Source organism: Luteimonas arsenica, assembly GCF_004352825.1.
GTDB classification, from domain to species: domain Bacteria; phylum Pseudomonadota; class Gammaproteobacteria; order Xanthomonadales; family Xanthomonadaceae; genus Luteimonas; species Luteimonas arsenica.
The window spans coordinates 1,039,689-1,063,927 of the sequence record NZ_SJRW01000001.1; the positions used below are offsets into that span (position 1 = coordinate 1,039,689).

The following is a 24,239-nucleotide window of genomic DNA, read 5'->3' on the forward strand; positions in this document are numbered from 1 at the left end:
GGGCTACAGGATCCGTTCCGGTACCGTGATCACGTCGCCTGGCGCGACCGGGTAGTTGGTCGTCAGGTCGCCTCCGTTCAGCACGTTGTCGAGCTGCACGGAGTAGCTCCCCGTGCCGCTGCCGGTCTTGCGGTGCAGGCTGGAGCGGTTGGGCGCCGCGAATTCGGTCACTCCACCGGCCGCCAGCACGGCGTCGAGCACGGTCATGCCCGCGCGGTAGGGAATGGACACGGGCTGGCGCACCGCGCCGGTGACCCGGACGCGCGAAAGGTATTCGTGGCTGTGCAGCTCGGTGAGGATCACCGACACCCGCGCATCCTTCACGTACTCCTGCAGGCGCGTCTGGATGTCCTGGGCGACTTCCGGCGGTGTGCGGCCACCGGCGGCGACGTCGCCCAGCAGCGGCACCGAGATCATGCCGTCCGGGCGGATCGGCGCGGTGACGCCGGCATCGGGATGGCCCCAGACCGACACCTGGACGATGTCGTCCACGCCCAGGCGGTAGGAATCCACATTGGTGGTCTCGGGCGGGAGCGGCGCCACGGTCGTGTCGTAGCCCGGCGTGGCGCAGGCGGCGAGCAGGCAGGTCAGCGACAGGCCACACAACAGGCGGTGCAGGCGGTTCATCAGACAGCTCTCCATGGTTCCATTCACGGAAACGGAACCTGCCGCGGGGCCCGGCCATGCCGGGGCCTGCCTGCGGTCCGTTAGACTCGACACAACGCCGGATGCCGGCATTGCCGGCCAGCTGCGCGATCCGCGTTTGCCTGGCCACGGATGGAGTTGGGGAGTCGGATGCACATCCTTGTCTGCGGCGGGGCCGGCTACATCGGCAGCCATGCATGCGTCGAGCTGGCCGCGCGCGGCCACCAGGTGGTGATCGCCGACAGCTTCGTCAACAGTTCGCCACGGGTCCTGCAGCGCCTGCAGACGCTGGTCGGCGCGCCGCTCGCCTGCCATCGCGTGGACCTGCGGGACAGGGGGGCGGTCGAAGGCCTCTTCACCGGCCAGCGCTTCGACGCCGTTGTCCACTTCGCCGCCCTCAAGGCCGTGGGCGAATCCTGCCAACGGCCGCTGGACTATTTCGACAACAACATCGCCGGCACCATCCACCTGCTGCAGGCCATGCAGGCGCACGGTGTCCACCGGCTGGTGTTCAGTTCCTCGGCCACGGTCTACGGGGATCCCGATGCGGTGCCGGTGCGCGAGGACGCACCGCTGCGGGTCACCAATCCCTATGGCCGGACCAAGCTGGTGATGGAACAGCTGATCGGCGACCTCTGCGCCAGCGATCCCGGCTTCCATGCCGTGAACCTGCGCTACTTCAACCCGGTGGGCGCGCATCCCTCGGGCCTGATCGGCGAGGCGCCCGGCGGCGTGCCCAACAACCTGATGCCCTATGTCTGCCAGGTCGCGGTGGGCCAGCGCGATCGGCTGGCGGTGTTCGGCGGCGACTGGCCCACGGTGGACGGCACCGGCGTGCGCGACTACATCCACGTCGTCGACCTGGCGCGGGCGCATGCCGACGCCCTGGATTTCCTCGTGCGCGAGGGCCGCAGCGCCAACATCAACCTCGGTACCGGGCGTGGTACCAGCGTGCTGGAGCTGGTGCGGGCCTTCGAGCGCGCGTCCGGCCGGATGGTCGCCTATGACATCGTCGCGCGCCGCGCGGGTGACGTGGCCGAGGTCTACGCCGATCCGTCACTGGCGCACGCGTTGCTGGGCTGGCATGCCGAACATGACATCGACGCCATGTGCCGCGACGCCTGGCGCTGGCAGTCGAACAACCCGCGGGGCTACGAAGACGGTGCTGTCGACGCGGACGCGGCCGGCGGGGCGCCCGTGGACGCTGCGCTCAGCCGCTGAGCCAGGCGGCGACCGTTTCGGGCGACTTCATCCAGGCGAAGTGGTCGGCGGGGACGCCCAGGACGGGAGCGTCGAAGCGTTCGACCTCGGCCGCGGCGCGCGGCAGCTTCGACAGCAGGTGGCGTAGCGAGGATTCGGGCGCCAGCCAGTCGTGGGCGAACAGCGCGGCGCGCACGCGCACGTCGGCGGCGGCCATGCCCGGTTCCAGGTCCCCGACGCCGGCGGCGGCGTAGCGGCCGCTGGTCGCGGTACCGGCCCAGTCGCGCATCACCCCGCGGGCTTCGTTGCCGCCGAAGCCGATGCGTCGCCCGGGCAGGCTGCCGGCGCGCTCGGCCAGCCAGGGCAGGATGCGGTAGGCCAGCGGCAGCCACAGCCGTTCGCGCGGCGGGAAGGCGCGCCAGTAGGGCGCGCCGCAGCCGGCCAGCCAGAGGGCTTTGCAGGCGTCGGCTTCCAGCCCCAGGCGGCAGCAGGCGAGCTGGCCGCCCAGACTGTGTCCGCCGGCGACCCGCGGCAGCCCGGGCGTCGCGGCGGCGACCGCGGCCTCGCTGGCGGGGATGTCGACGGCCAGCAGTTCGCGGTAGCCCCAGCTGCAGTCGCGGCCGGCGCGCAGCGAACTGCTGCCGTGGCCGCGCCATTCGTGCAGGAACACGGCCACGCCGTGCCGTGCGAGCGATTCCGCGAGTGGCAGGTAGTGGCGTGCGGCCACGCCCAGTGCCGGCAGCCAGAGCAAGCTGCGGCGGGCATCGGCGGGGACGCAGGCCAGCAGCTCGAAGCGGTGGCCGTCGCTGGCTTCCAGCGAGATGGTCCTGGGCGTGGCCCCGGTCGGCGCGGTCGTGGCCGCCGTGCTTTCGGGCGTCACGCTGGGCGACGCGCGGCGAAGTGGCCGAGCACCAGCACCTCGCTGCGCCCCGGCCGCGTGCCCGCGCGCAGCGCGTCACGGATGTAGTCCACCGCGGCGGCGCAGGCGTCGGGCATCGCGCGTCCCAGGCACAGGTTGGCGGCGATCGCCGAGGCCAGGGTGCAGCCGGTGCCGTGGCCGTCGACTTGCAGCCGCGGGCTGCGGAAGGCGTGGCGGGTGCTGGCATCGGCATAGCGGTCGATGACCTGGTCGCCCTCGTCGAGGTGCCCGCCCTTGAGCAGCACCGCGCCCGCGCCGAGCGCGAGCAGGGCGTCCAGCGCCGCTTCGGCACCGGCGGCGTCGGTGATGCGCCGGCCAAGCAGCAGTTCCGCCTCCGGGATGTTGGGCGTGAGCAGGCTGGCCTGCGGCAGCAGGCGCGTGCGCATCGCGTCAAGCGCGTCCTCCTCGAGCAGGCGCGCGCCGGAGGTCGCCACCATCACCGGATCGACCACGAGCTGCGGCGGACGGTACGCGTCCAGCGCGTCGGCCACGGCATGGATCACCGCGGCCGAGGCCAGCATGCCCAGCTTCACCGCGCCGATGTCGAAGTCGTCGAAGCAGGCGTCGATCTGCGCGCGCAGGAACTCCACCGGCGGCACGTGCACCGCGGTCACCCCGCGGGTGTGCTGGGCGGTGAGCGCGGCGATCGCCGACAGGCCGTGGACGCCGTGGGCGGCGAAGGCCTTGAGGTCGGCCTGGATGCCGGCGCCGCCGCCGGAGTCGGAGCCGGCGATGGTCAGTGCGCAGAGGGGCCTGGTCATGGTGGCGTGGAGAGTCGTTGACGGATTCATGGGAAGCATACGGTGGCGCATGCAGTCGCGGGGCCGGGCGGCGGCGGCCGGGCAGGGCGATGACGCCCCGGTGCGCGTCGCATCCAGCCCCTTGTCGCAGTAAAATACCGCCTTACTGATGTTCTGCACATTAAAAAACATGTCCCAGACGGGAGATCGTCCATGATGACGGCTGCCCAGATGCGCGCCGCCCGGGCCCTGCTCGGCATCGACCAGCGCACCCTTGCCGAGCTGGCGGGCCTGTCCCTGCCCACGATCCAGCGCATGGAGGCCAGCAGCGGCAACGTCCGCGGCGTGGTCGGCTCGCTGACCAAGGTGGTGGAGGCGCTGGAGGCGGCGGGCGTGGAACTGATCGGCGAGAACAGCCCCAGCCCCGCGGGTGGTCGCGGCGTGCGCCTGAAGCCGGGCGGCGACGCATGATCGCCATCGTCGAAGCCGCGCGCGCCGGCCTGCTGCAGCCGCGCAACTGGCCGCGCAACCTCGCCGCCGGCGCGGTCGTGGGCGTGGTCGCGCTGCCGCTGGCGATGGCCTTCGCGATCGCCTCGGGGGTGAAGCCGGAGCAGGGCCTGTACACGGCGATCATCGCCGGCATCGCGGTGTCGCTGTTCGGCGGCTCGCGGGTGCAGATCGCCGGGCCGACCGGTGCCTTCATCGTCATCCTCGCCGGCGTGGTCGCGCAGTTCGGGGTTGAGGGCCTGCTGGTGGCAACCCTGATGGCGGGCGTGATCCTGGTGGCGATGGGCCTGGCGCGCATGGGTGCGGTGATCCGCTTCATCCCCGACCCGGTGATCGTGGGCTTCACCGCCGGCATCGCGGTGATCATCTGGGTGGGGCAGTGGCAGTACTTCTTTGGCCTGCCGACCGCGGGCGAGGGGCCGTTCTACCTCAAGGCCTGGCAGCTCCTGCGCGCGTTCCCGCAGATGCACCTGCCGACCGCGCTGCTCGGCCTGGGCAGCCTGGTGCTGGCGCTGTACGGCCCGCGCATTCCGCGTCTGTCGCGGGTGCCGGGGCCGCTGATCGCGATGGTTGTGGCGACCGCGGTGGCGGCGCTGTTCGACCTGCCGGGCGTGGCCACGATCGAGTCGACCTTCGGCGCCATCCCGCGCTCGCTGCCCTCGCTGCAGCTGCCGTCGATCGGCTTCGACAGCGTGATGCTGCTGCTGCCTTCGGCCTTCACCATCGCCATGCTCGGCGCGATCGAATCACTGCTGTCGGCGGTGGTTGCCGACGGCATGGCCGGTACCCGGCACGACTCCAACCAGGAACTGGTCGGCCAGGGCATCGCCAACATCGTTTCGCCGCTGTTCGGCGGCATCGCGGCCACCGGCGCCATCGCGCGCACGGCGACCAGCATCCGCAACGGCGGCAATGCGCCGATCGCCGGCGTGGTGCACTCGGTGGTGCTGGTGCTGATCCTGCTGGTGATCGCGCCCTGGGCAGGCAAGGTGCCGCTGTGCGCGCTGGCGGCGATCCTGTTCGTGGTCGCCTGGAACATGAGCGAGGCGCCACGTTTCCTGCGCATGGTGCGCCAGGCGCCGCGCGCGGACGTGGCGATCCTGCTGATCACCTTCGCGCTGACGATCCTGACCGACCTGGTGGTGGCGGTGAACATCGGCGTGATCCTGGCGATGATGGAGTTCATGCGCCGGATGAGCTCGTCGGTGGAGGTGGTCGAGCACAAGCAGGCGAGCCTGCGCCAGGAACTCGCCGAGGCGGGCCTGGAGGCGCTGCCGGACGACGTGCTGGTGTACTCGATCGACGGGCCGTTCTTCTTCGGTTCGGTCGATTCGCTGGAGCGCGCGCTGTCATGGTCACGCTCGGAGCCGCGCTACCTGGCGCTACGCCTGGAGCGCGTTCCGTTCATCGATGCGACGGGCCTGAAGCGCCTGGAGTCCACGATCCACAGCCTGCGCGGCCGCGGTGTCCAGGTGCTGCTCAACGGGGCGCGCATGGGCGTGCTGCGCAAGCTCGTTCGCGCCGACATCGTGCGCCGCGATACGTCGGGCAGCTATTTCAAGGATCTGTCGGAGGCGTTGCTTTACATCGAGTCCTTGCGGACGGCTCCTGTGGATCCTCCGGCGCCGTAACCGGGGGAAGCCCTGGCGACGCTGCGGGCTGGCGGGTTGTTGGGTGTTGCGTGGGTGGCGTCGCGGGGTGGCGGGCTGATGGGTATTCCGTGGGCGTCGCAGCTTCGCTGCTCTTGAATGCCCACTCCATACCCATCAACCCGCCATACGACCACCACCGCAGGCTGCAGGAAAAAGCGGCGGTACACCGTAGTACCAGGCCAGAAAACAAAAAGCGCCGATCTACGGCGCTCTTCGCTTTTCCCCTCAACCCGCCGCGTGGCTGTGCGACGGAGGGTGTGTGGGTGCGCAGCCGGCATTAAAGAGCAGCGAAGCTGCGACGCCGGCGGAGCACCCACACACCCTCCGTCCCGCAGCCGACCAAGGCCTCCCGCAGCCGACCAGGGCCCCTAAAGCACCTCGGACGCGTAATCCGCCAGCCGCGAACGCTCGCCCCGGCGCAAGGTCACGTGCGCGCTGTGCGCCCAGTGCTTGAACCGGTCCACCGCATAGGTCAGGCCCGAGGTGGTCTCGGTCAGGTAGGGCGTATCGATCTGCTCCACATTGCCCAGGCAGACGATCTTCGTTCCCGGGCCCGCGCGCGTGATCAGCGTCTTCATCTGCTTCGGCGTCAGGTTCTGCGCCTCGTCCAGGATCAACCAGCGGTCGAGCAGGGTGCGGCCGCGCATGAAGTTCAGCGAACGGATCTTGATGCGCGAGGCCAGCAGGTCGTTGGTGGCCGCGCGGCCCCAGCTGCCGGCTTCCTTGTTCGAGGGCATCAGCACCTCGAGGTTGTCGGTCAGCGCGCCCATCCACGGCGTCATCTTTTCCTCCTCCGTGCCCGGCAGGAAGCCGATGTCCTCGCCGACGCTGATCGTCGCGCGGGTCATGATGATCTCGCGGTAGCGCTGCGCGTCCATCGTCTGCGCCAGGCCCGCGGCCAGCGCCAGCAGGGTCTTGCCGGTGCCGGCGGTGCCGAGCAGGGTGACGAAGTCGATCTCCGGGTCCATCAGCGCGTTGAGCGCGAAGTTCTGCTCGCGGTTGCGCGCGGTGATGCCCCAGACCGCGTGCTGGCTGCTGCGGTAGTCGTCGACGATCTGCAGTACCGCGCGCTCGCCTTCCACCGAGGCCACGCGGAACTCCGACTCCTCGTCGCCGGGCAGGTAGAGATACTGGTTGGCGTGCCAGTCGTCGTCCTCGCCGCGGCGCACTTCGTAGTACGTGCGGCCCTTGTCGGTCCAGGATTTGAGGTCCTTGCCGTGGCGCTGCCAGAAATCTTCCGGCAGGGCGGTGGCGCCGGTGTAGAGCAGGCTGAAGTCGTCGAGCGCGCGGTCGTTCTCGTAATCCTCGCTGGCGATGCCGGCGATCGCGGCCTTGATGCGGAGGTTGATGTCCTTGGAAACGAAGACCACCGGGTAGGCGGAGTCCTCGCGCACCAGGGCCAGGATCGCGCCGAGGATGCGGTTGTCCGGGGCCACCGCGCCGAACGAGGCCTTGTCCTCCTTCGGCACCGTGGTCTGGAAGCGCAGCACGCCGCTGGAGCCGGTGCCGCGCAGCTGCAGGCCGCCGGGGCGCTCCAGCTTCAGGCCCGAGGCGATGCGGTCGGCGCCCTGGGCCTCGATCAGTTCGTTGATGAAGCGGCTGACCTGGCGCGCGTTGCGGCTGGCCTCCGAGGTGCCCTTCTTGCCGTTGTCGAGCTCCTCGATCACCTGCATCGGCAGGTAGACGTCGTGCTCCTCGAACTTGAACAGCGCCGTGGGGTCGTGCATCAGCACGTTGGTGTCGAGTACGTAGATCCGCTTGCCGTGGTTCATCACGCTGTCGGTCCGTCCGGGGTTGTGTGGATGGGGCGGGGTGTCGCGTTGCGGGGATCGGCGCACGCGCGGTTCGCCGCGGCCCGCATGGCGGGGCGGCGCAGGGCGCGGGCGTTGCGGTGGGTCACTTGGCGCGGGCTTCCTTCAGCGCCTCGAGGACGGCGTCGGCGTGCCCGGGAACGCGCACCTTGCGCCACTCGCGCGCGATGCGTCCCTTCGGGTCGACCAGGAAGGTGCTGCGCTCGATGCCCATCACCTTGCGGCCGTACATGTTCTTTTCCCTGATCACGTCGAAGGCGCGGCACAGGGCCTCGTCGGCATCGCTGACCAGGGGGAAGGCGAAGCCCTGCTTCGCGCAGAAGTTGTCGTGCGACTTCACCGAGTCGCGCGAGACGCCGAGCACGTCGGCTTCGAGCGCGTCGAACTCCGGCAGCAGGGCGTTGAAGTCCAGGCCCTCGGTGGTGCAGCCGGGCGTGGAATCCTTGGGATAGAAGTAAAGCACCAGCCAGCGGCCGGCGTGGTCGGCGAGGGTGGCCGTGGCGCCGCCGGACAGCTGCAGCGGGAGCCTGAGGGTGGTGCGGTCGAGCTTGTCGCCTTCGTTCATTCCGTTCCCTGGGCGCTCAGAACTTCATCGGGTCCATGATCGCGTCGAGGTTGAGGTGGTCGCAGAACTCGAGGAAATCGTCGCGCAGCGCGGCGATGTGCATGTCCGCCGGGACACCGATCGTGACCTGGGCCGAGAACATGTCGGCGCCGGTCTGCATGGCGCGGTAGCGCGAGCAGTGCAGGCTCTCGATCGTGATGCCCTGGCGGTCGAAGAAGTCGGCCAGCTGGTAGAGGATGCCGGGCTTGTCCGAGGCCACCACCTCGACGATGTAGGGCAGCAGGTTGGACTGGATCGGCTTGGCGCCGGTGCGGTACCAGACCAGCTTCAGGCCCTCCTCGCGCTCCAGGCGCGAGAGCATGGCCTCGAGCTTGGCCACCGCGTCCCATGAGCCGGTCGCCAGCGCGGTGACCGAGACGTCGCGGCCGACCGTGGACAGGCGGGTATCGACCAGGTTGCAGCCGCTGTCGGCGATGCGCCGCGACACCGCCAGCAGGGGCGAGCGCGGATGCGTCGTGTAGGCGTTGATCAGGAGGTGGTTCTCGGTCGGCGCGGGCCGGGTTGTATCGGTGTCGGTCAAAGCGGGGTCCACGGAGTGGCGGTGGCGGGGAGCCGGGCTGCCGGCTTCCGTGCGTGCCTTGGGCACGGGCGCTTGGCGGTGGCTCCGAGGCTGCGGCCAGCATACTTGCCCGTGCTTCGAAGCCGCAAGTAAGATCACGGCGTTGCGCGGCCCGGTCGCGCAGCCCTCCCGCACGGCTTCCCTCGCAGGCCCAGATTGCATCTTTCCGGCAGCATCACCGCGCTGGCGACGCCCTTCCAGGCCGCCGGCGAACCCGACACCGACGCCTGGCTGCGCCTGGTCGACGCCCAGCTCGCGGGTGGCACCCAGGCCCTGGTCGTGGCCGGGTCCACCGGCGAAGCCGCCGCGCTGACCGCCGGCGAGTACGAGGCCCTGCTGCGCGCCGCCGTCGAGCGGGTGGCCGGTCGCGTGCCGGTGGTCGCCGGCACGGGGCAGTCGGGCACCGCCCACACCATCGAACGCACCCGCCTGGCCCAGGCCTGCGGCGCCGACGCGGCGCTGGTGGTGACCCCCCCTTATGTGCGCCCGACCCAGCCCGGACTGGTCGCGCACTACCGCGCGGTCGCCGACAACGGTGGGCTGCCGGTGGTCCTGTACAACGTGCCGCCGCGTACCGGCTGCGACATGCTGCCGGACACGGTGGCGGCGCTGGCCGGCCACGAGCGCATCGTCGGCATCAAGGAAGCGGTCGCGGACGAATCGCGCATGCGCGACCTGCTGGCCCTGGCCGGCCCGGGGTTCAGCATCCTCAGCGGCGACGACGGCACGGCCGCTCGCGCCATGCTGGCCGGCGCCGACGGCCTGGTCTCGGTGGCCTCGAACGCCGCGCCGGCGGCCTTCCGGCGCCTCTGCGACCTGGCCCGAGGCGGTGACGCCGATGGCTGTGCGAAGCTGGGCGCCCGGATCGCCGCGCTGGTCGACTTCTGCGGCGTCGAATCCAACCCCATCCCGGTCAAGGCGCTGCTGGCCCGCCGCGGCTTCGGCGACGCGGAGGGCATCCGCCTGCCGCTGCTGCCGCTGTCGGCGGCGCATGCCGCCGCCGCCGACCGCATCGCCGCCGAGCTCGAGGCGCTTGAACAGACCTGCCGCGACGTGCTCGCGGCCTGACCGATCCACCAGGAGACAGCAATGCAGCCTTCCCGTTCCATGCTCCGTCCGGCCGTCGCGGTCGCCCTTGCCACGACCCTGGTCGCCACCGCCGGCTGCTCCTGGTTCCGGAAGGACAGTGCGCTCTACGCGCCGGCGCCGCAGGACCGCCCGCTGGAGGTGCCGCCGGACCTGGATCGTCCCGACACCAGTTCGGCGATGGCAGTGTCCGATGCCGCTCCGGCCAGCGTGACGCGCTCCGGCATGGCGACGCCGCCAGCCGCCGCACCGCAGGCCGCCGCGGCCAATGGTTTCACCGTGGCCGCCGCGCGCGACGACGTCTTCGCCCGGGTCGAGCCGATCCTGGCCGGCATCGAGGGCGTGACCGTGGTCAGCAAGGCCCAGCTGCTGGGCACCTACGATATCGACGCCGGCGACAGCAAGTTCCTGGTGCGCGTGGCCTCGGCGGACTCCGGCAGCTACGTGTCCGCGGTCGACCCGCGCGGCGTGCCGGCCACCGGCGAGGACGCGACGCGCGTGATCGAGGCGCTGCGCGCCGGCCTGGGCCAGTAAGGCCTCAGCGCTCCAGCAGGGGCAGCTTGCCCGGCTTGCCGTCCCACTGGTCGGCGTCGGGCAGGGGCTCCTTGCGGGTGGTGATCACCGGCCATTCCCGCGACAGCTCGGCGTTCAGGGCCACGTAGCCCTCCTGGCCGGCGGGGACGTCGTCCTCGGGGTAGATGGCGTTGATCGGGCATTCCGGCTCGCACAGGGTGCAGTCGATGCACTCGTCGGGGTCGATCACCAGGAAGTTCGGGCCTTCATGGAAGCAGTCCACCGGGCACACCTCGACGCAGTCGGTGTATTTGCACTTGATGCAGTTCTCGGTGACGACGAAGGGCATGGTTCGCTGGGCTCGACGAGCTGGCTGTGGCGGGGCGCGTATTGTAGCGCCGGAAAAGACAGGGCCCGCGACCGTTGCCGGTGCGGGCCCTGCGGAATATGGCGCTCCCTACGGGATTCGAACCCGTGTTTTAGCCTTGAGAGGGCCACGTCCTAGGCCTCTAGACGAAGGGAGCATTTGTTGCTTCGCCGCTCCCGGGGGAGGGGCGCCGGCTGGACGACCGGCCCGCAGTCGCCATGGTGGCGGTGCGAGCTTGGTAGTATAGCAAGCACAGGCTGCCGCTGGGCAACCAGAGCAGGTACTTTTTTGCAGATGCCCAACGACACCCCATCCGAGACACCGGTCCTGCGGGCGATCCCCCGCGACCAGCACAGCATTTCCCGCAAGGACATCAGCCCCAATGCGCTGCGGGTGCTGTACCGCCTGCGCGAGGGCGGCCACGAGGGCTACCTGGTTGGCGGCGCGGTCCGCGACCTGCTGGTCGGCGGCCACCCCAAGGACTTCGACATCGCCACCAGCGCCACGCCCGAGGAGGTGAAGGCGCTGTTCCGCAACTGTCGCCTGATCGGCCGCCGCTTCCGGCTGGCGCACGTGGTCTTCGGCCGCGAGATCATCGAGGTCGCGACCTTCCGCGCCAACGTCGACGACGGCAGCGGCGACCGTGAGACCCACGAGGACGGTCGCCTGCTGCGCGACAACGTCTACGGCACGGTGGAGGAAGACGCGGTGCGTCGCGACTTCACCGCCAACGCCCTGTACTACACCATCGACGACTTCTCGGTCCGCGACCACGTCGGCGGCTTCGAGGACGTCAGCAACCGCGTGCTCAAGCTCATCGGCGACCCGGAGACGCGCTACCGCGAGGACCCGGTGCGCATGCTGCGCGCGGTCCGGCTGGCAGCCAAGCTCGACTTCAGCATCGATCCGGCCACCGCAGGGCCGATCCGCGAGTTGGCGCCGCTGCTGTCCGAGGCCGCGCCCGCGCGCCTGTTCGAGGAGTGCCTGAAGCTGTTCCTGTCCGGCCACGGCGTGGCCAGCTTCGAGGGGCTGGAGCGTCACGGCCTGCTGGCGGTGCTGCTGCCCGAAGCCGCGGCGGCGATGAAGGCCAATCGCAGCGGCGCCCTGCGCGCGGTGGTGCTGGAAGGCCTGCGCGGCACCGACGCGCGCGTGGCCGCGGACGAGCCGGTGTCGCCCGCCTTCCTGTTCGCGCTGCTGCTGTGGCCGGCCTACTGCCGTACCCTGATGTCGCTGCAAGCGCAGGACGTGCCGCCGGTCGACGCCCAGCGCCGCGCCGCCGACCGGGTCACCGTGCATGAGCTGTCGACGATCGCCCTGCCGCGGCGCTTCTCGGTGCCGATGCAGGAGATATGGCTGCTGCAGTCGCGCTTCGGCCTGCGTCAGCGCAAGCGCGTGATGCGGATGCTGGCGCACCCGCGCTTCCGCGCCGCCTTCGACTTCCTGAAGGTGCGCCAGGCGGGGTCGGACGAACATGCCGCCGACATCGCCTTCTGGCGCGAAGCTCAGCTCGATCCCGACATGGCCATCGCCCACAGCCCGGAGGGCGAGGGTGACGATGCCGCGCGCACGCCGCGTCGCCGCCGGCGCCGGCGCTCCGCGACCGCGGGATGAACGCGCCGGTCCGGGCCTGCGTCGGCCTTGGCGGCAACATCGGCGACGTCGCCGCCGCCCTGCGCGGCGCGCTGGCCGCGTTCGACGGGCTGCCGGGCACGCGCCTGCTGGGGGCCTCGCGCCTCTACCGCACGCCGGCCTGGGGCGTGGAGGACCAGGCGGATTTCATCAACGCCGCCGCGCTGCTGGAGACCACGCTGCCCGCGCGCGACCTGCTTGACGCGCTGCTCGCGATCGAACGCGCGCACGGCCGCGAGCGCGCCGCCGACGGCAGCCGCTGGGGCCCGCGCACCCTCGACCTCGACCTGCTGCTGTACGGCGACGCGGTGATCGATGAACCGGGCCTGCTGGTGCCGCACCCGCAACTGCACGCGCGCGCCTTCGTTCTGGTGCCGTTGGCGGAGATCGCGCCCTGTGCGGAGGTGCCCGGACGGGGGCGCGTGCAGGTGCTTCTGGACGCGGTCGACACGGGCGACATCGTTCCGGCCTGAGCGACGTCCGCGCCGTTGCGGCGGCGTAAGATGTGGCGGTTTCCCCACACCACGGACACCCCATGAGCAAGCCCACCGCCGCAGGTCGGGACGACCGCAGGCCGATGACCGTGCCCGGCCTTGCCGAAGCGCGCGCCGCCGGGCACCGGCTGTCGATGCTGACCGCCTACGACGCCGGCTTCGCGCGCGTGTTCGACGCCGCGGGCGTCGAGCTGATCCTGGTCGGCGATTCCCTGGGCATGGTGGTGCGTGGACTGGAATCGACCCTGCCGGTGACCGTCGACGACATCGCCTACCACACCGCCTGCGTGGCCCGCGGGCTGAGGTATGCGTTGCTGATCGCCGACCTGCCGTTCCAGGCCGACGCCACGCGCGCGCGCGCGCTAGACGCCTCCACCCGGTTCCTGCAGGCGGGCGCGCAGATGGTCAAGCTCGAGGGCGCCGGCCCGAAGCTGGAGGTGATCCGCTTCCTGGTCGAGCGCGAGATCCCGGTCTGCGCGCACCTGGGGCTGACGCCGCAGTCGGTGCTGCGCTTCGGCGGCTTCAAGGTCCAGGGGCGCGAGGATGCCGCCGCCGAACGCCTGCGCACCGAGGCGCGCGAGGTGGCCGAGGCGGGCGCGGCGCTGATCGTGCTCGAGGGCGTGCCGGCACCGCTTGCGGCCGCCATCACCCGCGACAGCGCAGTGCCGACCATCGGCATCGGCGCGGGCGCCGACTGCGATGGCCAGGTGCTGGTGATGCACGACATGCTCGGCCTCGACTCGGGCCACCGGCGGCCGAAGTTCGTGAAGGATTTCCTCGCCGAAGGCGGCTCGGTCGCCGGCGCGGCGCGGGCCTTCGTTGCCGCCGTGCGCGACGGCAGCTTCCCCGACGCGGCGCATTCCTACGCATGAGTGCGGGAATGGAGGTCGCCGACAGCCTCGGCATGCTGCGCGCCCGGGTCGATGCCTGGAAGCGCGAGGGCCTTCGCATCGGTTTCGTGCCGACCATGGGCAACCTGCACGAGGGCCACTACAGCCTGGTGCGGCTGGCGCGCGAGAACGCCGACCGCGTGGTCGCCAGCATCTTCGTCAACCCGACCCAGTTCGGGCCGGGCGAGGACTACGAGCGTTACCCGCGCACGCCCGAGGCCGACGTCGCCGGCCTGTCGGCCGCCGGCTGCCACCTGGCCTGGATGCCGCCGTTGGAGACGATGTATCCGCTGGGCACGGCGCGCGCGGTGCGCGTACAGGTGCCGGGCATCACCGGGGTGCTCGACGGCGCGCACCGGCCGGGCCATTTCGACGGCGTGTGCACGGTGGTGGCGCGGCTGTTCAACCAGGTGCGGCCGGACGTGGCGGTGTTCGGGCGCAAGGACTACCAGCAGCTGGCGGTGATCCGGCACATGGTGCGCGACCTGGCGTTTCCGCTGGAGCTGCTGGGCGCGGACATCGTGCGCGAGGACGATGGCCTGGCGCGCAGTTCGCGCAACCAGTACCTGTCGGCAGGGGAGCGCGTGCTGGCGCCGGAGATCCATCGCACGCTGCTGGCCATGCGCGATGCGGCGCAGGCGGGACAGGGTCGGCGCGAGCTGGAGGCCGAGGCGGTGGCAAGGCTGCAGGCCGCGGGCTTCGTGGTCGATTACGCGGTGCTGCGCACGCCGCTGCTGGTCGAGCCGCCGGAATCGCCGGTCCCCGGCGACGATGGCCAACGCGTGGCCCTGGTCGCCGCCCGCCTGGGGCGCACGCGCCTGATCGACAACCTCGAGTTCACGCTCCAGGGGGCGGATTCCTGAACCGGAATCGCGCCCCCGCGCACCGGGACGGGCGGGGCGGCGGACGCCATCTTGTAGAATCCGCCGTTGACGCCGGGCGTCCGGCAACCAGCGGTTCCCCACGATGCTTCTCACCCTGCTCAAAGCCAAGATCCACCGCGCCACCGTGACCCACGCCGAGTTGCACTACGAAGGCTCGTGCGCGATCGACGGCCGTCTGCTCGACCTGTCGGGCATCCGCGAGTACGAGCGGATCGAGATCTACAACATCAACAACGGCAAGCGCTTCGCGACCTACGCGATCCGCGGCGAAGAGGGCAGCGGCATCATCTCGGTCAACGGCGCCGCCGCGCACCAGGCCGAGCCCGGCGATTTGGTCATCATCTGCGCCTACGGCAGCTGCGACGAGGCCGAGGCCACGACGTTCAAGCCCAGCCTGGTCTACGTCGACCGCCAGAACCGGATGACGCATACCAACGACGCCATCCCGGCACAGGCCGCCTGAGCCGTGGCGGGCGAAGCGCTCGTCCGGCAGTTCCTCGACCACGCCGAGCGCCTCGCCGGCGCCCGCATTCCCGACCTGGTCGCCGCGGACCCCGCGCGCGCGCGGTCGATGGCGCTGCGCGTGGGGCCGGTGTACGCGAGCTTCGCGCGCCAGCGCATCGACGCGGCCACCCTGGCCACGCTCGGCGAGCTGGCCGGGCACGTGCGCCTGTCGCTGGCGCTGCGCGCGCTGGTGGATGGCGCCGAAGTCAACGTGTCCGAAGGGCGCGCGGCGCTGCATACGGCACTGCGCTCGGACCTCGGCCGCGGCGAGGCCGCGCGCGCGGCGCACGCCGATGCCCTGGCAGCGCGCGCGCGCATGGCGTCGCTGGTCGCCGCGCTGCGCGAATCCGGCGTTACCGACGTCATCAACATCGGCATCGGCGGCTCGGACCTCGGTCCGCGGCTCGCGGTCGATGCGTTGAAGGATTTCGGCGACGGCCGCTTCCGGCTGCATTTCGTCAGCAACGTCGACGGCAGCGAGGTGCAGCACACGCTGCGCGGCCTGGATCCGGCGCGCACGGCGGCGATCCTGGTGTCCAAGAGTTTCGGTACGCAGGAAACCCTGCTCAACGGCGCGCTGGTGCGTGAGTGGCTGGGCGATGGGGAGCGGCTGTATGCGGTCAGCGCCAACGTGCCGGCAGCCGAGGCCTTCGGCGTCGATCCGTCGCGGGTGCTGCCGATGTGGGACTGGGTCGGCGGGCGCTATTCGCTGTGGTCCACGGTGGGTTTCGCGATCGCGCTGGCGATCGGCACGGACGGCTTCGAGGCGCTGCTGGCCGGTGCCGCGGAGATGGATGCGCACGCGGTCGAGGCGCCACTGGAAGCGAACCTGCCGATCCTGCACGCGCTGGTGGCGGTGTGGAACCGCAATGCGCTCGGCCTGCCGACGCAGGCGGTGCTGCCCTACGACCAGCGCCTGGCGCGACTGCCCGACTACCTGCAGCAGCTGGTGATGGAAAGCCTCGGCAAGTCGGTGCGCAGCGACGGCCGTGCGCCGGGCGTGGCGACCGTGCCCGTGGTCTGGGGCGGGGCGGGTACCGGCGCCCAGCACAGCTTCTTCCAGGCCCTGCACCAGGGCAGCGACGTGGTGCCCGCCGACTTCATCGGCGTGGTGCGCCCGGCGCACGGTCACCGCGGCAACCACGAGGCGCTGCTGGCCAACCTGCTGGCGCAGGCCGAAGCCCTGGGCAACGGTCACGCCGCGGAGGATCCGCAGAAGGCCTATCCGGGCAACCGGCCGTCGACGCTGTTCCTGCTCGACGAACTGACGCCGCATTCGCTCGGCGCGCTGCTGGCGATGTACGAGCACAGCGTCTACGCGCAGTCGGTGCTCTGGGGCATCAACGCCTTCGACCAGTGGGGCGTGGAGCTGGGCAAGCGCATCGCCGGCGAACTGCTGCCTGCGCTGCGCGGCGAGGCGGGGGCTGGCGACCCGGTGACGCATGCGCTCATCGAAGAGATCCGCGCGCGCGGTTGAAGTCGCGGGGCGCTGGGTCCGGGGGGGCGTGTTGTGCCAGGGCCCATTCCACGTGTTCGCGGATGACCGGGTCGGGGTGGGCGCTGCGGGTTTCCAGAGCCGCCAGAACCGTCGGCGTGGTCGGTGCGTTGCCCAGAGCGATGGCGATGTTGCGCAGCCAGCGCGCATGCCCGCTGCGGCGCAGGGCGGTGCCTTCGGTGCGGCGCAGGAACTCGTCCTCCTCCCAGGCGAACAGCTCGGCGAGGCTGGCGGTGTCGAGGTCGTTGCGGGCGCGGAAGTCGGGCTCGTCGCTGCGCCGCGCGAACTTGTTCCAGGGGCACACCAGCTGGCAGTCGTCGCAGCCGAAGATGCGGTTGCCCATCAGCGGCCGCAGTTCCTCGTCGATGGATCCCTCGTGCTCGATGGTGAGGTAGCTGATGCAGCGCCGCGCATCCAGCACGTTCGGGCCCAGGATCGCCTGCGTCGGGCAGACATCGATGCAGCGCGTGCAGCTTCCGCAGTGCGGGGTGGCCGGGGCGTCAGGCGGCAGCGGGAGGTCGAGGTAGATCTCGCCCAGGAAGAACCAGGAGCCGCCGTCGCGGTCGATCAGGCAGGTGTGCTTGCCGATCCAGCCCAGGCCGGCGTTGCGCGCCAGCGCGCGCTCCAGCACCGGCGCCGAATCGACGAAGACGCGGTGGCCGAAGGGACCGACCTCGGCGGCGATGCGGTCGGCCAGCTTCTGCAGCCGGTTGCGCATCAGCTTGTGGTAGTCGCGGCCGAGCGCGTAGCGGGCGACGTAGGCGCGCTCGCCGTCGGCCAGGGTCTCCCAGGCCTCAATGTCGTCGCGGCGGCCATAGTCGAGGCCGACCGAGAGCACGCTGATCGTCCCCGGCACCAGTTCCTGCGGCCGCGAGCGCTTGTCGCCGTGGCGCGCCATCCAGTCCATCGAACCGTGGAAGCCGCGCGCCAGCCAGCCGCGCAGGTGACCCTCGTCGGCGCCAAGGTCGATGCCGGTGATGCCGCAGCGCTGGAAGCCGGCCTCGCGCACCAGGCCGCGGATCCGCGCCGCGAGCGCGGCCGGATCCGGCGGGCTGGCGGCGGCCGGCAGGGCGGCCGCGACGCGGGCGTTGGCGGGAGGCGGGGACATGGTGGCGCGAGTATAGAATCCCCGACGATGCAGGTTCCCCGCGCCGACGCCGCCACGCCGCTGTACGACATCGCCGGTGTGCGCCGGGCGGAGGCGAAGGCGATCGCGCTGCTGGACGGGGACGACTTCGAGCTGATGCGGCGTGCAGGCGCGGCGGCCTGGCGCTACCTGCTGCAGCACTGGCCGCGGGCTCAGCGCATCGTGGTGGCCTGCGGCCCCGGCAACAACGGTGGCGACGGCTACGTGCTCGCGCTGCACGCGCTGGAGGCGGGGCGCGACGTGCGCGTGCTGCACGCCGAGGGGCAGGCACCGCGCAGCGCGCTGGCGCGGCGTGCCTGGGCCGCATTCGTGTCGGCCGGGGGCCCGGTATCCGCGGCCGGTGCCGGTTTGCCCGACTGCGACCTGGTGGTCGACGCGATCTTCGGCATCGGCTTCGACGGCCGTGCCGACGACGCCAGCACCGCGCTGTTCGCGGCGATCGCCAGCAGCGGCGCCGACGTGCTCGCGCTCGACCTGCCTTCCGGCGTGGATGGATCCTGCGGCGACGTGGCCGGCATCGCCATCCGCGCGAAGCGCACCCTGCAGTTCATCGCCCACCACGCCGGACTTGCGACCGGTGCAGCGCTGGACCACGTCGGCGAGACGGCGGTGGCGCCGCTGGACCTGCCGAGCGGGGCCTTCGACGGGGTGCCGGCGGCGGCCTGGCGGCTGCGCGAGTCTTCGCTCGAGTCGTTGCTGCCGCGACGCGCGCGAACCGCGCACAAGGGCAGCTCCGGCCACGTGCTCGTGGTTGGCGGCAACCACGGCATGGGCGGCGCGGTGCTGTTGGCTGCGGCGGCGGCGCTGCGTGCTGGTGCAGGACTGGTCAGCGTCGCCACGCGTGCGATCCACGTGGCCCCGCTGCTGGCGCACACGCCCGAGGCGATGGCGCACGCGGTCGAGGATCCGGCCGGGGTGTCCCGCCTGGTCGCCAGCGCCGACGTCTGCGCCGTCGGCCCGGGGCTGGGGCGCGACGACTGGGCCGCGGGCATGCTCCGTGCGACGGTCACCGGTGCCCATGCGTTGGTGATGGACGCCGACGCGCTCAACCTGCTCGCCACCAGTCCGCGCAGCCTGCCCGCGGATACGGTGCTCACGCCGCATCCTGGCGAGGCCGCTCGCCTGCTCGGGCGGACCGTGCGCGAGGTCCAGCGCAACCGCATCGGCGCCGCCCGTGCTCTGTGCGGCCGCTTCGACTGCGTGGTGGTGCTCAAGGGTGCTGGCAGCGTGGTGGCCGCACCCGGCGGATCGACGTGGATCATCGATGCCGGCAACCCGGGCATGGCCGTGGGCGGCATGGGGGACGCGCTCACCGGCATCATCGCCGCGCTGCGCGCGCAGGGCCTGCCAGCGGCCGAAGCTGCGGTGGCCGGCGCGCTGCAGCATGCGGTGGCGGGGGACCGCGCGGCGGCCACGGGCGGTGGCCGCGGCCTGCTGCCCAGCGACCTGATCGCGGCGCTGCGCCAGCCGGGGCGGGACTGATGGCCGGCGTGCGCGAACTGTTCCTCGCCGACGAAGACGCCACCGCCGCGCTGGGCGCGGCACTCGCGGCCAGCCGACCGTCGAACGCCGTCGTCCATCTCCGCGGCGACCTCGGCGCCGGCAAATCGACCCTGGCCCGGGCCTGGCTGCGGGCCTTGGGCGTGACCGGGCCGGTGCGCAGCCCGACCTACACCCTGGTGGAGCGCTACCCGCTGGAGGGCGGCGGCGAGGCCCTGCACCTGGACCTGTACCGCATCGGCGACGCCGGCGAGCTGGAATTCCTGGGCCTGGACGATGCCGACGCCCCGCTGTGGCTGGTCGAGTGGCCCGAACGCGGTCTCGGGGCGCTTCCCGGGCCTGATCTGGAGGTCTCGCTGGCGGTCAGTGGCGTGGGAAGGGGTTGCCGCCTGGCTTTCCAGGGCCCTGCGGGCGCAGCTTGGCTGGCCACCTTCGAAGAACAATGCCGTTTGCGGGGGCTTCCTGAACCGTAGCCGCAGGAAGGGTGGGCAGGTGCCGGATTAATAAGGGAAAACCTGTTGCAAAGATCGCGACATGGTGCTTCACTTGCGCCCATGCGAGTCCGGGGAATCAACCTCCAACAAGTCCTCCTCGGCGCGGCCCTGCTGGCCGCGCTGATCTGGAATCTCGCGAAAGCTTCGGAAATCAATGATTTGCGCGTCACCGCAGGCCCGACGGGCACGCGGGCGGAACTGAAGCTCGACGCGCAGGCCGATTACAAGCTGATCCCGCTGTCAGGCCCCGACCGCCTGGTCGTGGACTTCCCGGGCAGCCGCGTCGCGCAGCGCGTGGCACCGCCGGCGGGCGCCGGCGTGGTCAAAGGCGTGCGCGTGGGCCAGCCGGAGCCGGGCACCACGCGCGTGGTCTTTGACCTGGCGATGCCGGTGGTCGCGCTCAAGCCCCGCTTCGAATCCGACGCTGATGGCGTCCGCCTCGTGCTCGAATGGCCGGGTGACCACGGTCCTGCCACGGCTGCGACCACTCCCGCGCCGGCCGCTGCCGGTGGCGCCGACCCGATCGCCCGGATCGCGGCCGCGACCCAGGCCGGCCCGCAGGCGGCCGAGGCCTCGGCTGCCGACACCGCGCGCGCTTCGGCCGAGGCGACCTCGCGCCTGATCGCGAATCTTCCGGCCGCGGGTGCCAGCGCGCCCACGGCCCCGTCCACGGCATCGCCGCAGCGGCCGCAGCCATCGAGCGACCCGTCGCCGCAGCAGGCGGTGCCGACCACCGTCGCGACCGGCGTGCCCACGCCGGTGCAGCGCGAGCCCGCGGCGCAGGCCGCCCCGCCGCCGCCTGCCGCAAAGCCTGCAGCCATCGGGCCCGCCCGTCCGCTGGTGATCGCCATCGATGCCGGCCACGGCGGCCAGGACCCCGGCGCCGTCGGCCCCACCGGCAAGCGCGAAAAGGACATCACCCTGGCCATCGCCCGCGAGCTGGCGCGCCAGGTCAATGCCACGCCAGGCCTCAAGGCCCACCTGGTGCGCGACACCGACGTCTTCATCCCGCTCAACCGTCGCGCCCAGCTGGCGCGCGCCGCCGGCGCGGACATGTTCATCTCGATCCACGCCGACGCCGCCGAAAACCGCAACGCCAAGGGCTCCTCGGTCTACGTGCTGTCGCTCAAGGGTGCGTCCTCGCAGCGCGCGCGCTGGCTCGCGGACAAGGAGAACGCGGCCGACCTGATCGGCGGTGGCAAGGTGGCGACGTCGGACAGCACGCTCACCAACGTGCTGCTGGATCTCACCCAGAGCGGGCAGATGAAGGCCTCCGAAGACGCGGGCAACCACATCCTGGCCGGCCTCAAGCGCATCGGGAACAACCACAAGCCGCACATCGAGCGCGCCAACTTCGCGGTCCTGCGCACTTCGGACATGCCGGCGATGCTGGTCGAGACCGCCTTCCTGTCCAATCCGGAGGAAGAGAAGCGGCTGATCGACCCGGCCTTCCAGTCCAAGGTCGCCACCGCCGTGCTCGACGGCGTCAAGACCTACTTCACCAGCCAGCCGCCGCCGGGCACGCTGTTCGCGATGCGGGCGGCTTCGGGTGGCGGTTCTTCGGCGGCGGCCAGCGGCGGCAGCCGCTGAGGGCGCGAAGCTCGCTTATCATCGGGGCTGGCCCCCATCGGCCCGGCGTGTTCCGCCGGGCGCGCGCAGTTCATTGAGCATCCGCCAGCTACCCGACATCCTGGTCAACCAGATCGCCGCCGGCGAGGTCATCGAACGCCCCGCATCGGTGGTCAAGGAACTGGTGGAGAACGCGTTGGACGCCGGTGCGCGCCGCGTCGACATCGACCTCGAGGAAGGCGGCGTGCGCCTGGTGCGCGTGCGCGATGATGGCCAGGGCATTCCGCCCGACGAGCTGCCGCTGGCGGTGTCGCGGCACGCCACCAGCAAGATCGCCTCGCTCGACGACCTGGAAGTGGTGGCCACGCTCGGCTTCCGCGGCGAGGCGCTGCCGTCGATCGCCTCGGTCAGCCGCTTCAGCCTGAGTTCGCGCCGCACGGGTGCCGACCACGGTGCCTCGCTGGCGGTCGACGGCGGCCGCGTGGGCGAGGTGGTGCCGAAGGCGCATCCACAGGGCACGACGGTGGAAGTGCGCGACCTGTTCTACAACGTGCCGGCGCGGCGCAAGTTCCTGCGCGCCGAGCGCACCGAGCTCGGGCACATCGAGGAATGGCTGCGCTCGCTGGCGCTGGCGCGGCCGGACGTGGAGCTGCGGGTCTCGCACAACGGCCGGCCGTCGCGGCGCTACCGCGGTGGCGAGGGCGAGGGGCTGCTGGAAGGCGAGGGCGGCGAGCGCCTGGTCGAGACCCTGGGCGAGGCCTTCGCCCAGGCCGCGCTGCGGGTCGAACACGCCACCGCACCGCGCCCGGCCGACGAGGGCCGCGACGCCGCGCCCGCGCTGCGCCTGCACGGCTGGATCGCGCAGCCGACGTACTCGCGCGCCAGCGCCGACCAGCAGTACCTCTACGTCAACGGCCGCGCGGTGCGCGACCGCAGCGTCGCGCATGCGGTGAAGCAGGCCTATGCCGACGTGCTGTTCCACGGGCGGCAGCCGGCCTACGTGCTGTTCCTCGAGCTCGATCCCGCGCGCGTGGACGTCAACGTGCACCCGGCCAAGCACGAGGTGCGCTTCCGCGATGCGCGCATGGTCCACGACTTCGTCTACCGCGCCCTGCACGAGGCGCTCGCCGGCACCCGCGCGGGCAACGCGCCGCTGGTGGCGGCCGTGAGCACGCAGGCCCAGGTCTCGCGCGAGCTGGCCGCGCGCGTGGGCGGCCAGTCGAACCTGTCGCTGAGCGGCGACGGCGCGCGCGACGCGATGGCGATGCTCTATGGCGGCGGTGTGGCGGGCGGCTTCGATGCCGGGGGCGCGGGTGCGCCGTCCGGCAGCGCCGTGGCCGACAGTGGCTGGTCGCTGCCCGGCCCGCAGGGCCCGATGCCGGATACTGGCGAGGACGGCATCCCGCCGCTCGGCTTCGCCGTCGCCCAGTTGCACGGCATCTTCATCCTCGCCGAGGCCGCCGACGGCATGGTCGTGGTCGACATGCACGCCGCCCACGAGCGCATCGGCTACGAGAAGCTCAAGGCCGCGCATGACGGCAGCGGCCTGCGCATCCAGCCGCTGCTGGTGCCGCAGACCGTGGCGGTGAGCGAGCGCGAGGCCGACATCGCCGAGCGCGAAGCGGCCACGTTCGCCGAGCTCGGCTTCGAGGTCTCGCGCACCGGCCCGCAGTCGCTGATGCTGCGCGGCGTGCCGGCGCTGCTGGCCCACGGCGACACCGAGGCCCTGCTGCGCGACGTGCTCGCCGACCTGCGCGAGCATGGGGAAAGCCGCCGCGTGCGCGCGGCCCGCGACGAACTGCTCTCGACGATGGCCTGCCACGGCGCGGTGCGAGCGCACCGTCGCCTGACCATCGCCGAAATGAACGCACTGCTGCGCGACATGGAGACCACCGAGCGCTCCGGGCAGTGCAACCACGGCCGTCCGACCTGGACGCGCTTCTCGCTCGCCGAAATCGATCGCTGGTTCATGAGGGGACGTTGATGACCGGATCCATCCCGCGCAGGGCCGCCACCACGGCCTGCCTGGTGTTCACCGCCGCGCTGGCGGCCTGTGGTTCGAGCGCGCCTGGCGCGGGCGATGGCGCCGGGGACGCCGCCGCGACGCAACCGCAAGCCAGCGCCGCACTGGCCGCGTCGGAAGCCGAATGGCGCGAAGAGCGCCGCGTGGGCCTGCTCGCGGAGGACGGCTGGACCAGCCTGGTCGGCCTGCACTGGCTGGAGCTGCGCGCGCACTACATCGGCAGCAGTCCCACCAGCGGCATCCGCCTGGCGCTGGGGCCGGAGAAGCTGGGCCTGGTGCAGCAGGAGAGGAGCAAGGTGTACTTCACCCCCGAGCGCGGCGTGGCGGTGACCGTGGACGACGCGCCGGTCACCGGCCGCGTGGAGCTGCACGACGATGCCGCCGAAGCCCCGACCGAGCTGCGCTTCGACGAAGGCCGTGGCCGCCTGTCCCTGATCACCCGCGGGGCGCGCAAGGCGCTGCGTATGAAGCATGCCGATGCACCGGCGCGCACCGGCTTCGGCCGCATCGACTACTGGCCCGTGGACGAAGCCTGGGTGCTTGAAGGGCGCTTCGTGGCGCATCCGCCGGGGCAGACGATCGAGGTCGCGAACATCGTCGGCGGTGTGGACCAGATGCCCAATCCGGGCGTCGTGGAGTTCAGCCGCGGCGGCGCGGACTATCGTCTCGAAGCCCTGGACGGCGGCGAGGGCGGACTGTTCCTGATCCTCGCCGACCGCACCAGTGGCCATGAAAGTTACGGTGCGGGCCGCTACCTGGATACCGCCGCGCCTGATGCGCAGGGCCGGATCATGCTCAATTTCAACCGTGCCTACAATCCGCCCTGTGCCTTCACCGACTTTGCCACCTGCCCGCTGCCGCCGCCGGACAACCGGCTCGACCTCGCCGTGACCGCGGGCGAGAAGGCCTATGCGAAGCCCGCGCCCGCCAATGCCGGCAGCTGACCCGTCACCACCTGTCACACACGAACGAAAGGAAGCCCATGT

General features: G+C 71.7%; 23 protein-coding genes, 1 tRNA gene and 1 pseudogene. 16 read left to right on the top strand and 9 right to left on the bottom strand.

All coding sequences use genetic code 11. The features are described 5' to 3' along the window. Positions 1 to 3: 3 nt before the first annotated feature. Complete coding sequence (locus tag E2170_RS04690; RefSeq protein WP_132999450.1) at positions 4 to 627, bottom strand: XrtA/PEP-CTERM system exopolysaccharide export protein; 624 nt, start codon at positions 625 to 627, stop codon at positions 4 to 6. 168 nt (positions 628 to 795) lie between these two features. On the opposite strand from E2170_RS04690, the gene galE reads away from it, so the two are divergent. After that, positions 796 to 1,866, top strand: a complete 1,071-nt coding sequence (gene galE / locus E2170_RS04695; RefSeq protein WP_132999451.1) for a UDP-glucose 4-epimerase GalE — start codon at positions 796 to 798, stop codon at positions 1,864 to 1,866. Here galE and E2170_RS04700 read toward each other — a convergent pair. After that, the gene (locus E2170_RS04700; RefSeq protein WP_243708051.1) at positions 1,856 to 2,725 is read right to left on the bottom strand and encodes an alpha/beta hydrolase family protein; all 870 of its coding nucleotides are present in this window, start codon (positions 2,723 to 2,725) and stop codon (positions 1,856 to 1,858) included. The two genes, galE and E2170_RS04700, sit on opposite strands and share 11 nt — an antisense overlap. After that, complete coding sequence (thiD, locus tag E2170_RS04705; protein WP_132999452.1) at positions 2,722 to 3,525, bottom strand: bifunctional hydroxymethylpyrimidine kinase/phosphomethylpyrimidine kinase; 804 nt, start codon at positions 3,523 to 3,525, stop codon at positions 2,722 to 2,724. The genes E2170_RS04700 and thiD overlap by 4 nt, the downstream gene beginning before the upstream one ends. Before the next feature lie 192 nt (positions 3,526 to 3,717). Between thiD and E2170_RS04710 the strand changes: the two genes are divergently transcribed. Beyond that, positions 3,718 to 3,975: a helix-turn-helix domain-containing protein gene (locus E2170_RS04710; protein WP_132999453.1), complete on the top strand. Its 258-nt coding sequence runs from the start codon at positions 3,718 to 3,720 to the stop codon at positions 3,973 to 3,975. Continuing rightward, positions 3,972 to 5,642: a SulP family inorganic anion transporter gene (locus tag E2170_RS04715; protein ID WP_132999454.1), complete on the top strand. Its 1,671-nt coding sequence runs from the start codon at positions 3,972 to 3,974 to the stop codon at positions 5,640 to 5,642. The genes E2170_RS04710 and E2170_RS04715 overlap by 4 nt, the downstream gene beginning before the upstream one ends. A gap of 389 nt (positions 5,643 to 6,031) precedes the next feature. Here the strand turns inward: E2170_RS04715 and E2170_RS04720 are convergent, their stop codons facing one another. The 3 genes from E2170_RS04720 to E2170_RS04730 form a co-directional block, all read right to left on the bottom strand. After that, complete coding sequence (locus E2170_RS04720; protein WP_132999455.1) at positions 6,032 to 7,435, bottom strand: PhoH family protein; 1,404 nt, start codon at positions 7,433 to 7,435, stop codon at positions 6,032 to 6,034. Between the two features lie 124 nt (positions 7,436 to 7,559). Further along, positions 7,560 to 8,039 carry a peroxiredoxin gene (locus E2170_RS04725; protein WP_132999456.1) on the bottom strand — a complete coding sequence of 160 codons (480 nt, stop codon included), beginning with the start codon at positions 8,037 to 8,039 and terminating at the stop codon, positions 7,560 to 7,562. 16 nt (positions 8,040 to 8,055) lie between these two features. Further along, positions 8,056 to 8,619, bottom strand: a complete 564-nt coding sequence (locus E2170_RS04730) for a glycine cleavage system transcriptional repressor (protein WP_132999457.1) — start codon at positions 8,617 to 8,619, stop codon at positions 8,056 to 8,058. Positions 8,620 to 8,814: 195 nt separating this feature from the next. On the opposite strand from E2170_RS04730, the gene dapA reads away from it, so the two are divergent. Both dapA and E2170_RS04740 read left to right on the top strand, forming a co-directional pair. Next, positions 8,815 to 9,726: a 4-hydroxy-tetrahydrodipicolinate synthase gene (gene dapA, locus E2170_RS04735; RefSeq protein ID WP_132999458.1), complete on the top strand. Its 912-nt coding sequence runs from the start codon at positions 8,815 to 8,817 to the stop codon at positions 9,724 to 9,726. Positions 9,727 to 9,747: 21 nt separating this feature from the next. Beyond that, a complete protein-coding gene (locus E2170_RS04740; RefSeq protein ID WP_132999459.1) occupies positions 9,748 to 10,278 on the top strand; it encodes a hypothetical protein in 531 nt (176 codons plus the stop codon). Between the two features lie 4 nt (positions 10,279 to 10,282). On the opposite strand, the gene fdxA is transcribed toward E2170_RS04740, so the two are convergent. Together fdxA and E2170_RS04750 are read right to left on the bottom strand one after the other, a co-directional pair. Further along, the gene (gene fdxA / locus E2170_RS04745) at positions 10,283 to 10,606 is read right to left on the bottom strand and encodes a ferredoxin FdxA (RefSeq protein WP_132999460.1); all 324 of its coding nucleotides are present in this window, start codon (positions 10,604 to 10,606) and stop codon (positions 10,283 to 10,285) included. A 99-nt stretch (positions 10,607 to 10,705) separates the two neighbouring features. Beyond that, positions 10,706 to 10,781, bottom strand: a tRNA-Glu gene (locus E2170_RS04750). Positions 10,782 to 10,951: 170 nt separating this feature from the next. Here E2170_RS04750 and pcnB point away from each other — a divergent pair. The 6 genes and pseudogenes from pcnB to pgi all read left to right on the top strand — a co-directional run. Next, positions 10,952 to 12,235 (top strand): annotated as a pseudogene (gene pcnB, locus E2170_RS04755) (polynucleotide adenylyltransferase PcnB); the annotation flags it as partial. Further along, entirely contained in the window at positions 12,232 to 12,726 is a 495-nt protein-coding gene (folK, locus tag E2170_RS04760; protein WP_132999462.1) for a 2-amino-4-hydroxy-6-hydroxymethyldihydropteridine diphosphokinase, read from the top strand. The pseudogene pcnB and the gene folK, both read left to right, overlap by 4 nt. Before the next feature lie 62 nt (positions 12,727 to 12,788). Beyond that, positions 12,789 to 13,619 carry a 3-methyl-2-oxobutanoate hydroxymethyltransferase gene (panB, locus tag E2170_RS04765; RefSeq protein WP_207914915.1) on the top strand — a complete coding sequence of 277 codons (831 nt, stop codon included), beginning with the start codon at positions 12,789 to 12,791 and terminating at the stop codon, positions 13,617 to 13,619. An 8-nt stretch (positions 13,620 to 13,627) separates the two neighbouring features. Beyond that, positions 13,628 to 14,500, top strand: coding sequence for a pantoate--beta-alanine ligase (panC, locus tag E2170_RS04770; protein ID WP_133000019.1), 873 nt, complete (start codon positions 13,628 to 13,630; stop codon positions 14,498 to 14,500). A 103-nt stretch (positions 14,501 to 14,603) separates the two neighbouring features. Continuing rightward, on the top strand, positions 14,604 to 14,984 hold the full coding sequence (gene panD, locus E2170_RS04775) for an aspartate 1-decarboxylase (RefSeq protein ID WP_132999463.1): 381 nt from the start codon (positions 14,604 to 14,606) through the stop codon (positions 14,982 to 14,984). A 3-nt stretch (positions 14,985 to 14,987) separates the two neighbouring features. Beyond that, the gene (pgi, locus tag E2170_RS04780) at positions 14,988 to 16,502 is read left to right on the top strand and encodes a glucose-6-phosphate isomerase (protein ID WP_132999464.1); all 1,515 of its coding nucleotides are present in this window, start codon (positions 14,988 to 14,990) and stop codon (positions 16,500 to 16,502) included. Here the strand turns inward: pgi and queG are convergent. Next, the gene (gene queG, locus E2170_RS04785; protein WP_425477826.1) at positions 16,474 to 17,628 is read right to left on the bottom strand and encodes a tRNA epoxyqueuosine(34) reductase QueG; all 1,155 of its coding nucleotides are present in this window, start codon (positions 17,626 to 17,628) and stop codon (positions 16,474 to 16,476) included. The genes pgi and queG overlap by 29 nt on opposite strands. A 27-nt stretch (positions 17,629 to 17,655) precedes the next feature. On the opposite strand from queG, the gene E2170_RS04790 reads away from it, so the two are divergent. The 5 genes from E2170_RS04790 to E2170_RS04810 all read left to right on the top strand — a co-directional run bounded on the left by E2170_RS04790 (position 17,656) and on the right by E2170_RS04810 (position 24,197). Then, positions 17,656 to 19,149, top strand: coding sequence for an NAD(P)H-hydrate dehydratase (locus E2170_RS04790; RefSeq protein ID WP_132999465.1), 1,494 nt, complete (start codon positions 17,656 to 17,658; stop codon positions 19,147 to 19,149). Continuing rightward, on the top strand, positions 19,149 to 19,640 hold the full coding sequence (gene tsaE / locus E2170_RS04795; protein WP_132999466.1) for a tRNA (adenosine(37)-N6)-threonylcarbamoyltransferase complex ATPase subunit type 1 TsaE: 492 nt from the start codon (positions 19,149 to 19,151) through the stop codon (positions 19,638 to 19,640). The genes E2170_RS04790 and tsaE overlap by 1 nt, the downstream gene beginning before the upstream one ends. 81 nt (positions 19,641 to 19,721) lie before the next feature. Then, on the top strand, positions 19,722 to 21,251 hold the full coding sequence (locus tag E2170_RS04800; RefSeq protein ID WP_132999467.1) for an N-acetylmuramoyl-L-alanine amidase: 1,530 nt from the start codon (positions 19,722 to 19,724) through the stop codon (positions 21,249 to 21,251). Between the two features lie 73 nt (positions 21,252 to 21,324). Next, on the top strand, positions 21,325 to 23,214 hold the full coding sequence (gene mutL, locus E2170_RS04805; RefSeq protein WP_132999468.1) for a DNA mismatch repair endonuclease MutL: 1,890 nt from the start codon (positions 21,325 to 21,327) through the stop codon (positions 23,212 to 23,214). Then, a complete protein-coding gene (locus tag E2170_RS04810; RefSeq protein WP_132999469.1) occupies positions 23,214 to 24,197 on the top strand; it encodes a DUF1684 domain-containing protein in 984 nt (327 codons plus the stop codon). Before mutL ends, E2170_RS04810 begins: the two co-directional genes overlap by 1 nt. The last annotated feature ends 42 nt before the right edge of the window (positions 24,198 to 24,239 follow it).

What these genes read in the sequence shown, in the direction of transcription:
- E2170_RS04690 (WP_132999450.1), bottom strand. Translation starts at nt 627, where the DNA reads ATGAACCGCCTGCACCGCCTGTTGTGTGGCCTGTCGCTGACCTGCCTG.
- galE (WP_132999451.1), top strand. Translation starts at nt 796, where the DNA reads ATGCACATCCTTGTCTGCGGCGGGGCCGGCTACATCGGCAGCCATGCA.
- thiD (WP_132999452.1), bottom strand. Translation starts at nt 3,525, where the DNA reads ATGACCAGGCCCCTCTGCGCACTGACCATCGCCGGCTCCGACTCCGGC.
- E2170_RS04710 (WP_132999453.1), top strand. Translation starts at nt 3,718, where the DNA reads ATGATGACGGCTGCCCAGATGCGCGCCGCCCGGGCCCTGCTCGGCATC.
- E2170_RS04715 (WP_132999454.1), top strand. Translation starts at nt 3,972, where the DNA reads ATGATCGCCATCGTCGAAGCCGCGCGCGCCGGCCTGCTGCAGCCGCGC.
- E2170_RS04720 (WP_132999455.1), bottom strand. Translation starts at nt 7,435, where the DNA reads ATGAACCACGGCAAGCGGATCTACGTACTCGACACCAACGTGCTGATG.
- E2170_RS04725 (WP_132999456.1), bottom strand. Translation starts at nt 8,039, where the DNA reads ATGAACGAAGGCGACAAGCTCGACCGCACCACCCTCAGGCTCCCGCTG.
- E2170_RS04740 (WP_132999459.1), top strand. Translation starts at nt 9,748, where the DNA reads ATGCAGCCTTCCCGTTCCATGCTCCGTCCGGCCGTCGCGGTCGCCCTT.
- fdxA (WP_132999460.1), bottom strand. Translation starts at nt 10,606, where the DNA reads ATGCCCTTCGTCGTCACCGAGAACTGCATCAAGTGCAAATACACCGAC.
- folK (WP_132999462.1), top strand. Translation starts at nt 12,232, where the DNA reads ATGAACGCGCCGGTCCGGGCCTGCGTCGGCCTTGGCGGCAACATCGGC.
- panB (WP_207914915.1), top strand. Translation starts at nt 12,789, where the DNA reads ATGAGCAAGCCCACCGCCGCAGGTCGGGACGACCGCAGGCCGATGACC.
- panC (WP_133000019.1), top strand. Translation starts at nt 13,628, where the DNA reads ATGGAGGTCGCCGACAGCCTCGGCATGCTGCGCGCCCGGGTCGATGCC.
- panD (WP_132999463.1), top strand. Translation starts at nt 14,604, where the DNA reads ATGCTTCTCACCCTGCTCAAAGCCAAGATCCACCGCGCCACCGTGACC.
- queG (WP_425477826.1), bottom strand. Translation starts at nt 17,628, where the DNA reads ATGTCCCCGCCTCCCGCCAACGCCCGCGTCGCGGCCGCCCTGCCGGCC.
- E2170_RS04790 (WP_132999465.1), top strand. Translation starts at nt 17,656, where the DNA reads ATGCAGGTTCCCCGCGCCGACGCCGCCACGCCGCTGTACGACATCGCC.
- tsaE (WP_132999466.1), top strand. Translation starts at nt 19,149, where the DNA reads ATGGCCGGCGTGCGCGAACTGTTCCTCGCCGACGAAGACGCCACCGCC.
- E2170_RS04800 (WP_132999467.1), top strand. Translation starts at nt 19,722, where the DNA reads ATGCGAGTCCGGGGAATCAACCTCCAACAAGTCCTCCTCGGCGCGGCC.
- E2170_RS04810 (WP_132999469.1), top strand. Translation starts at nt 23,214, where the DNA reads ATGACCGGATCCATCCCGCGCAGGGCCGCCACCACGGCCTGCCTGGTG.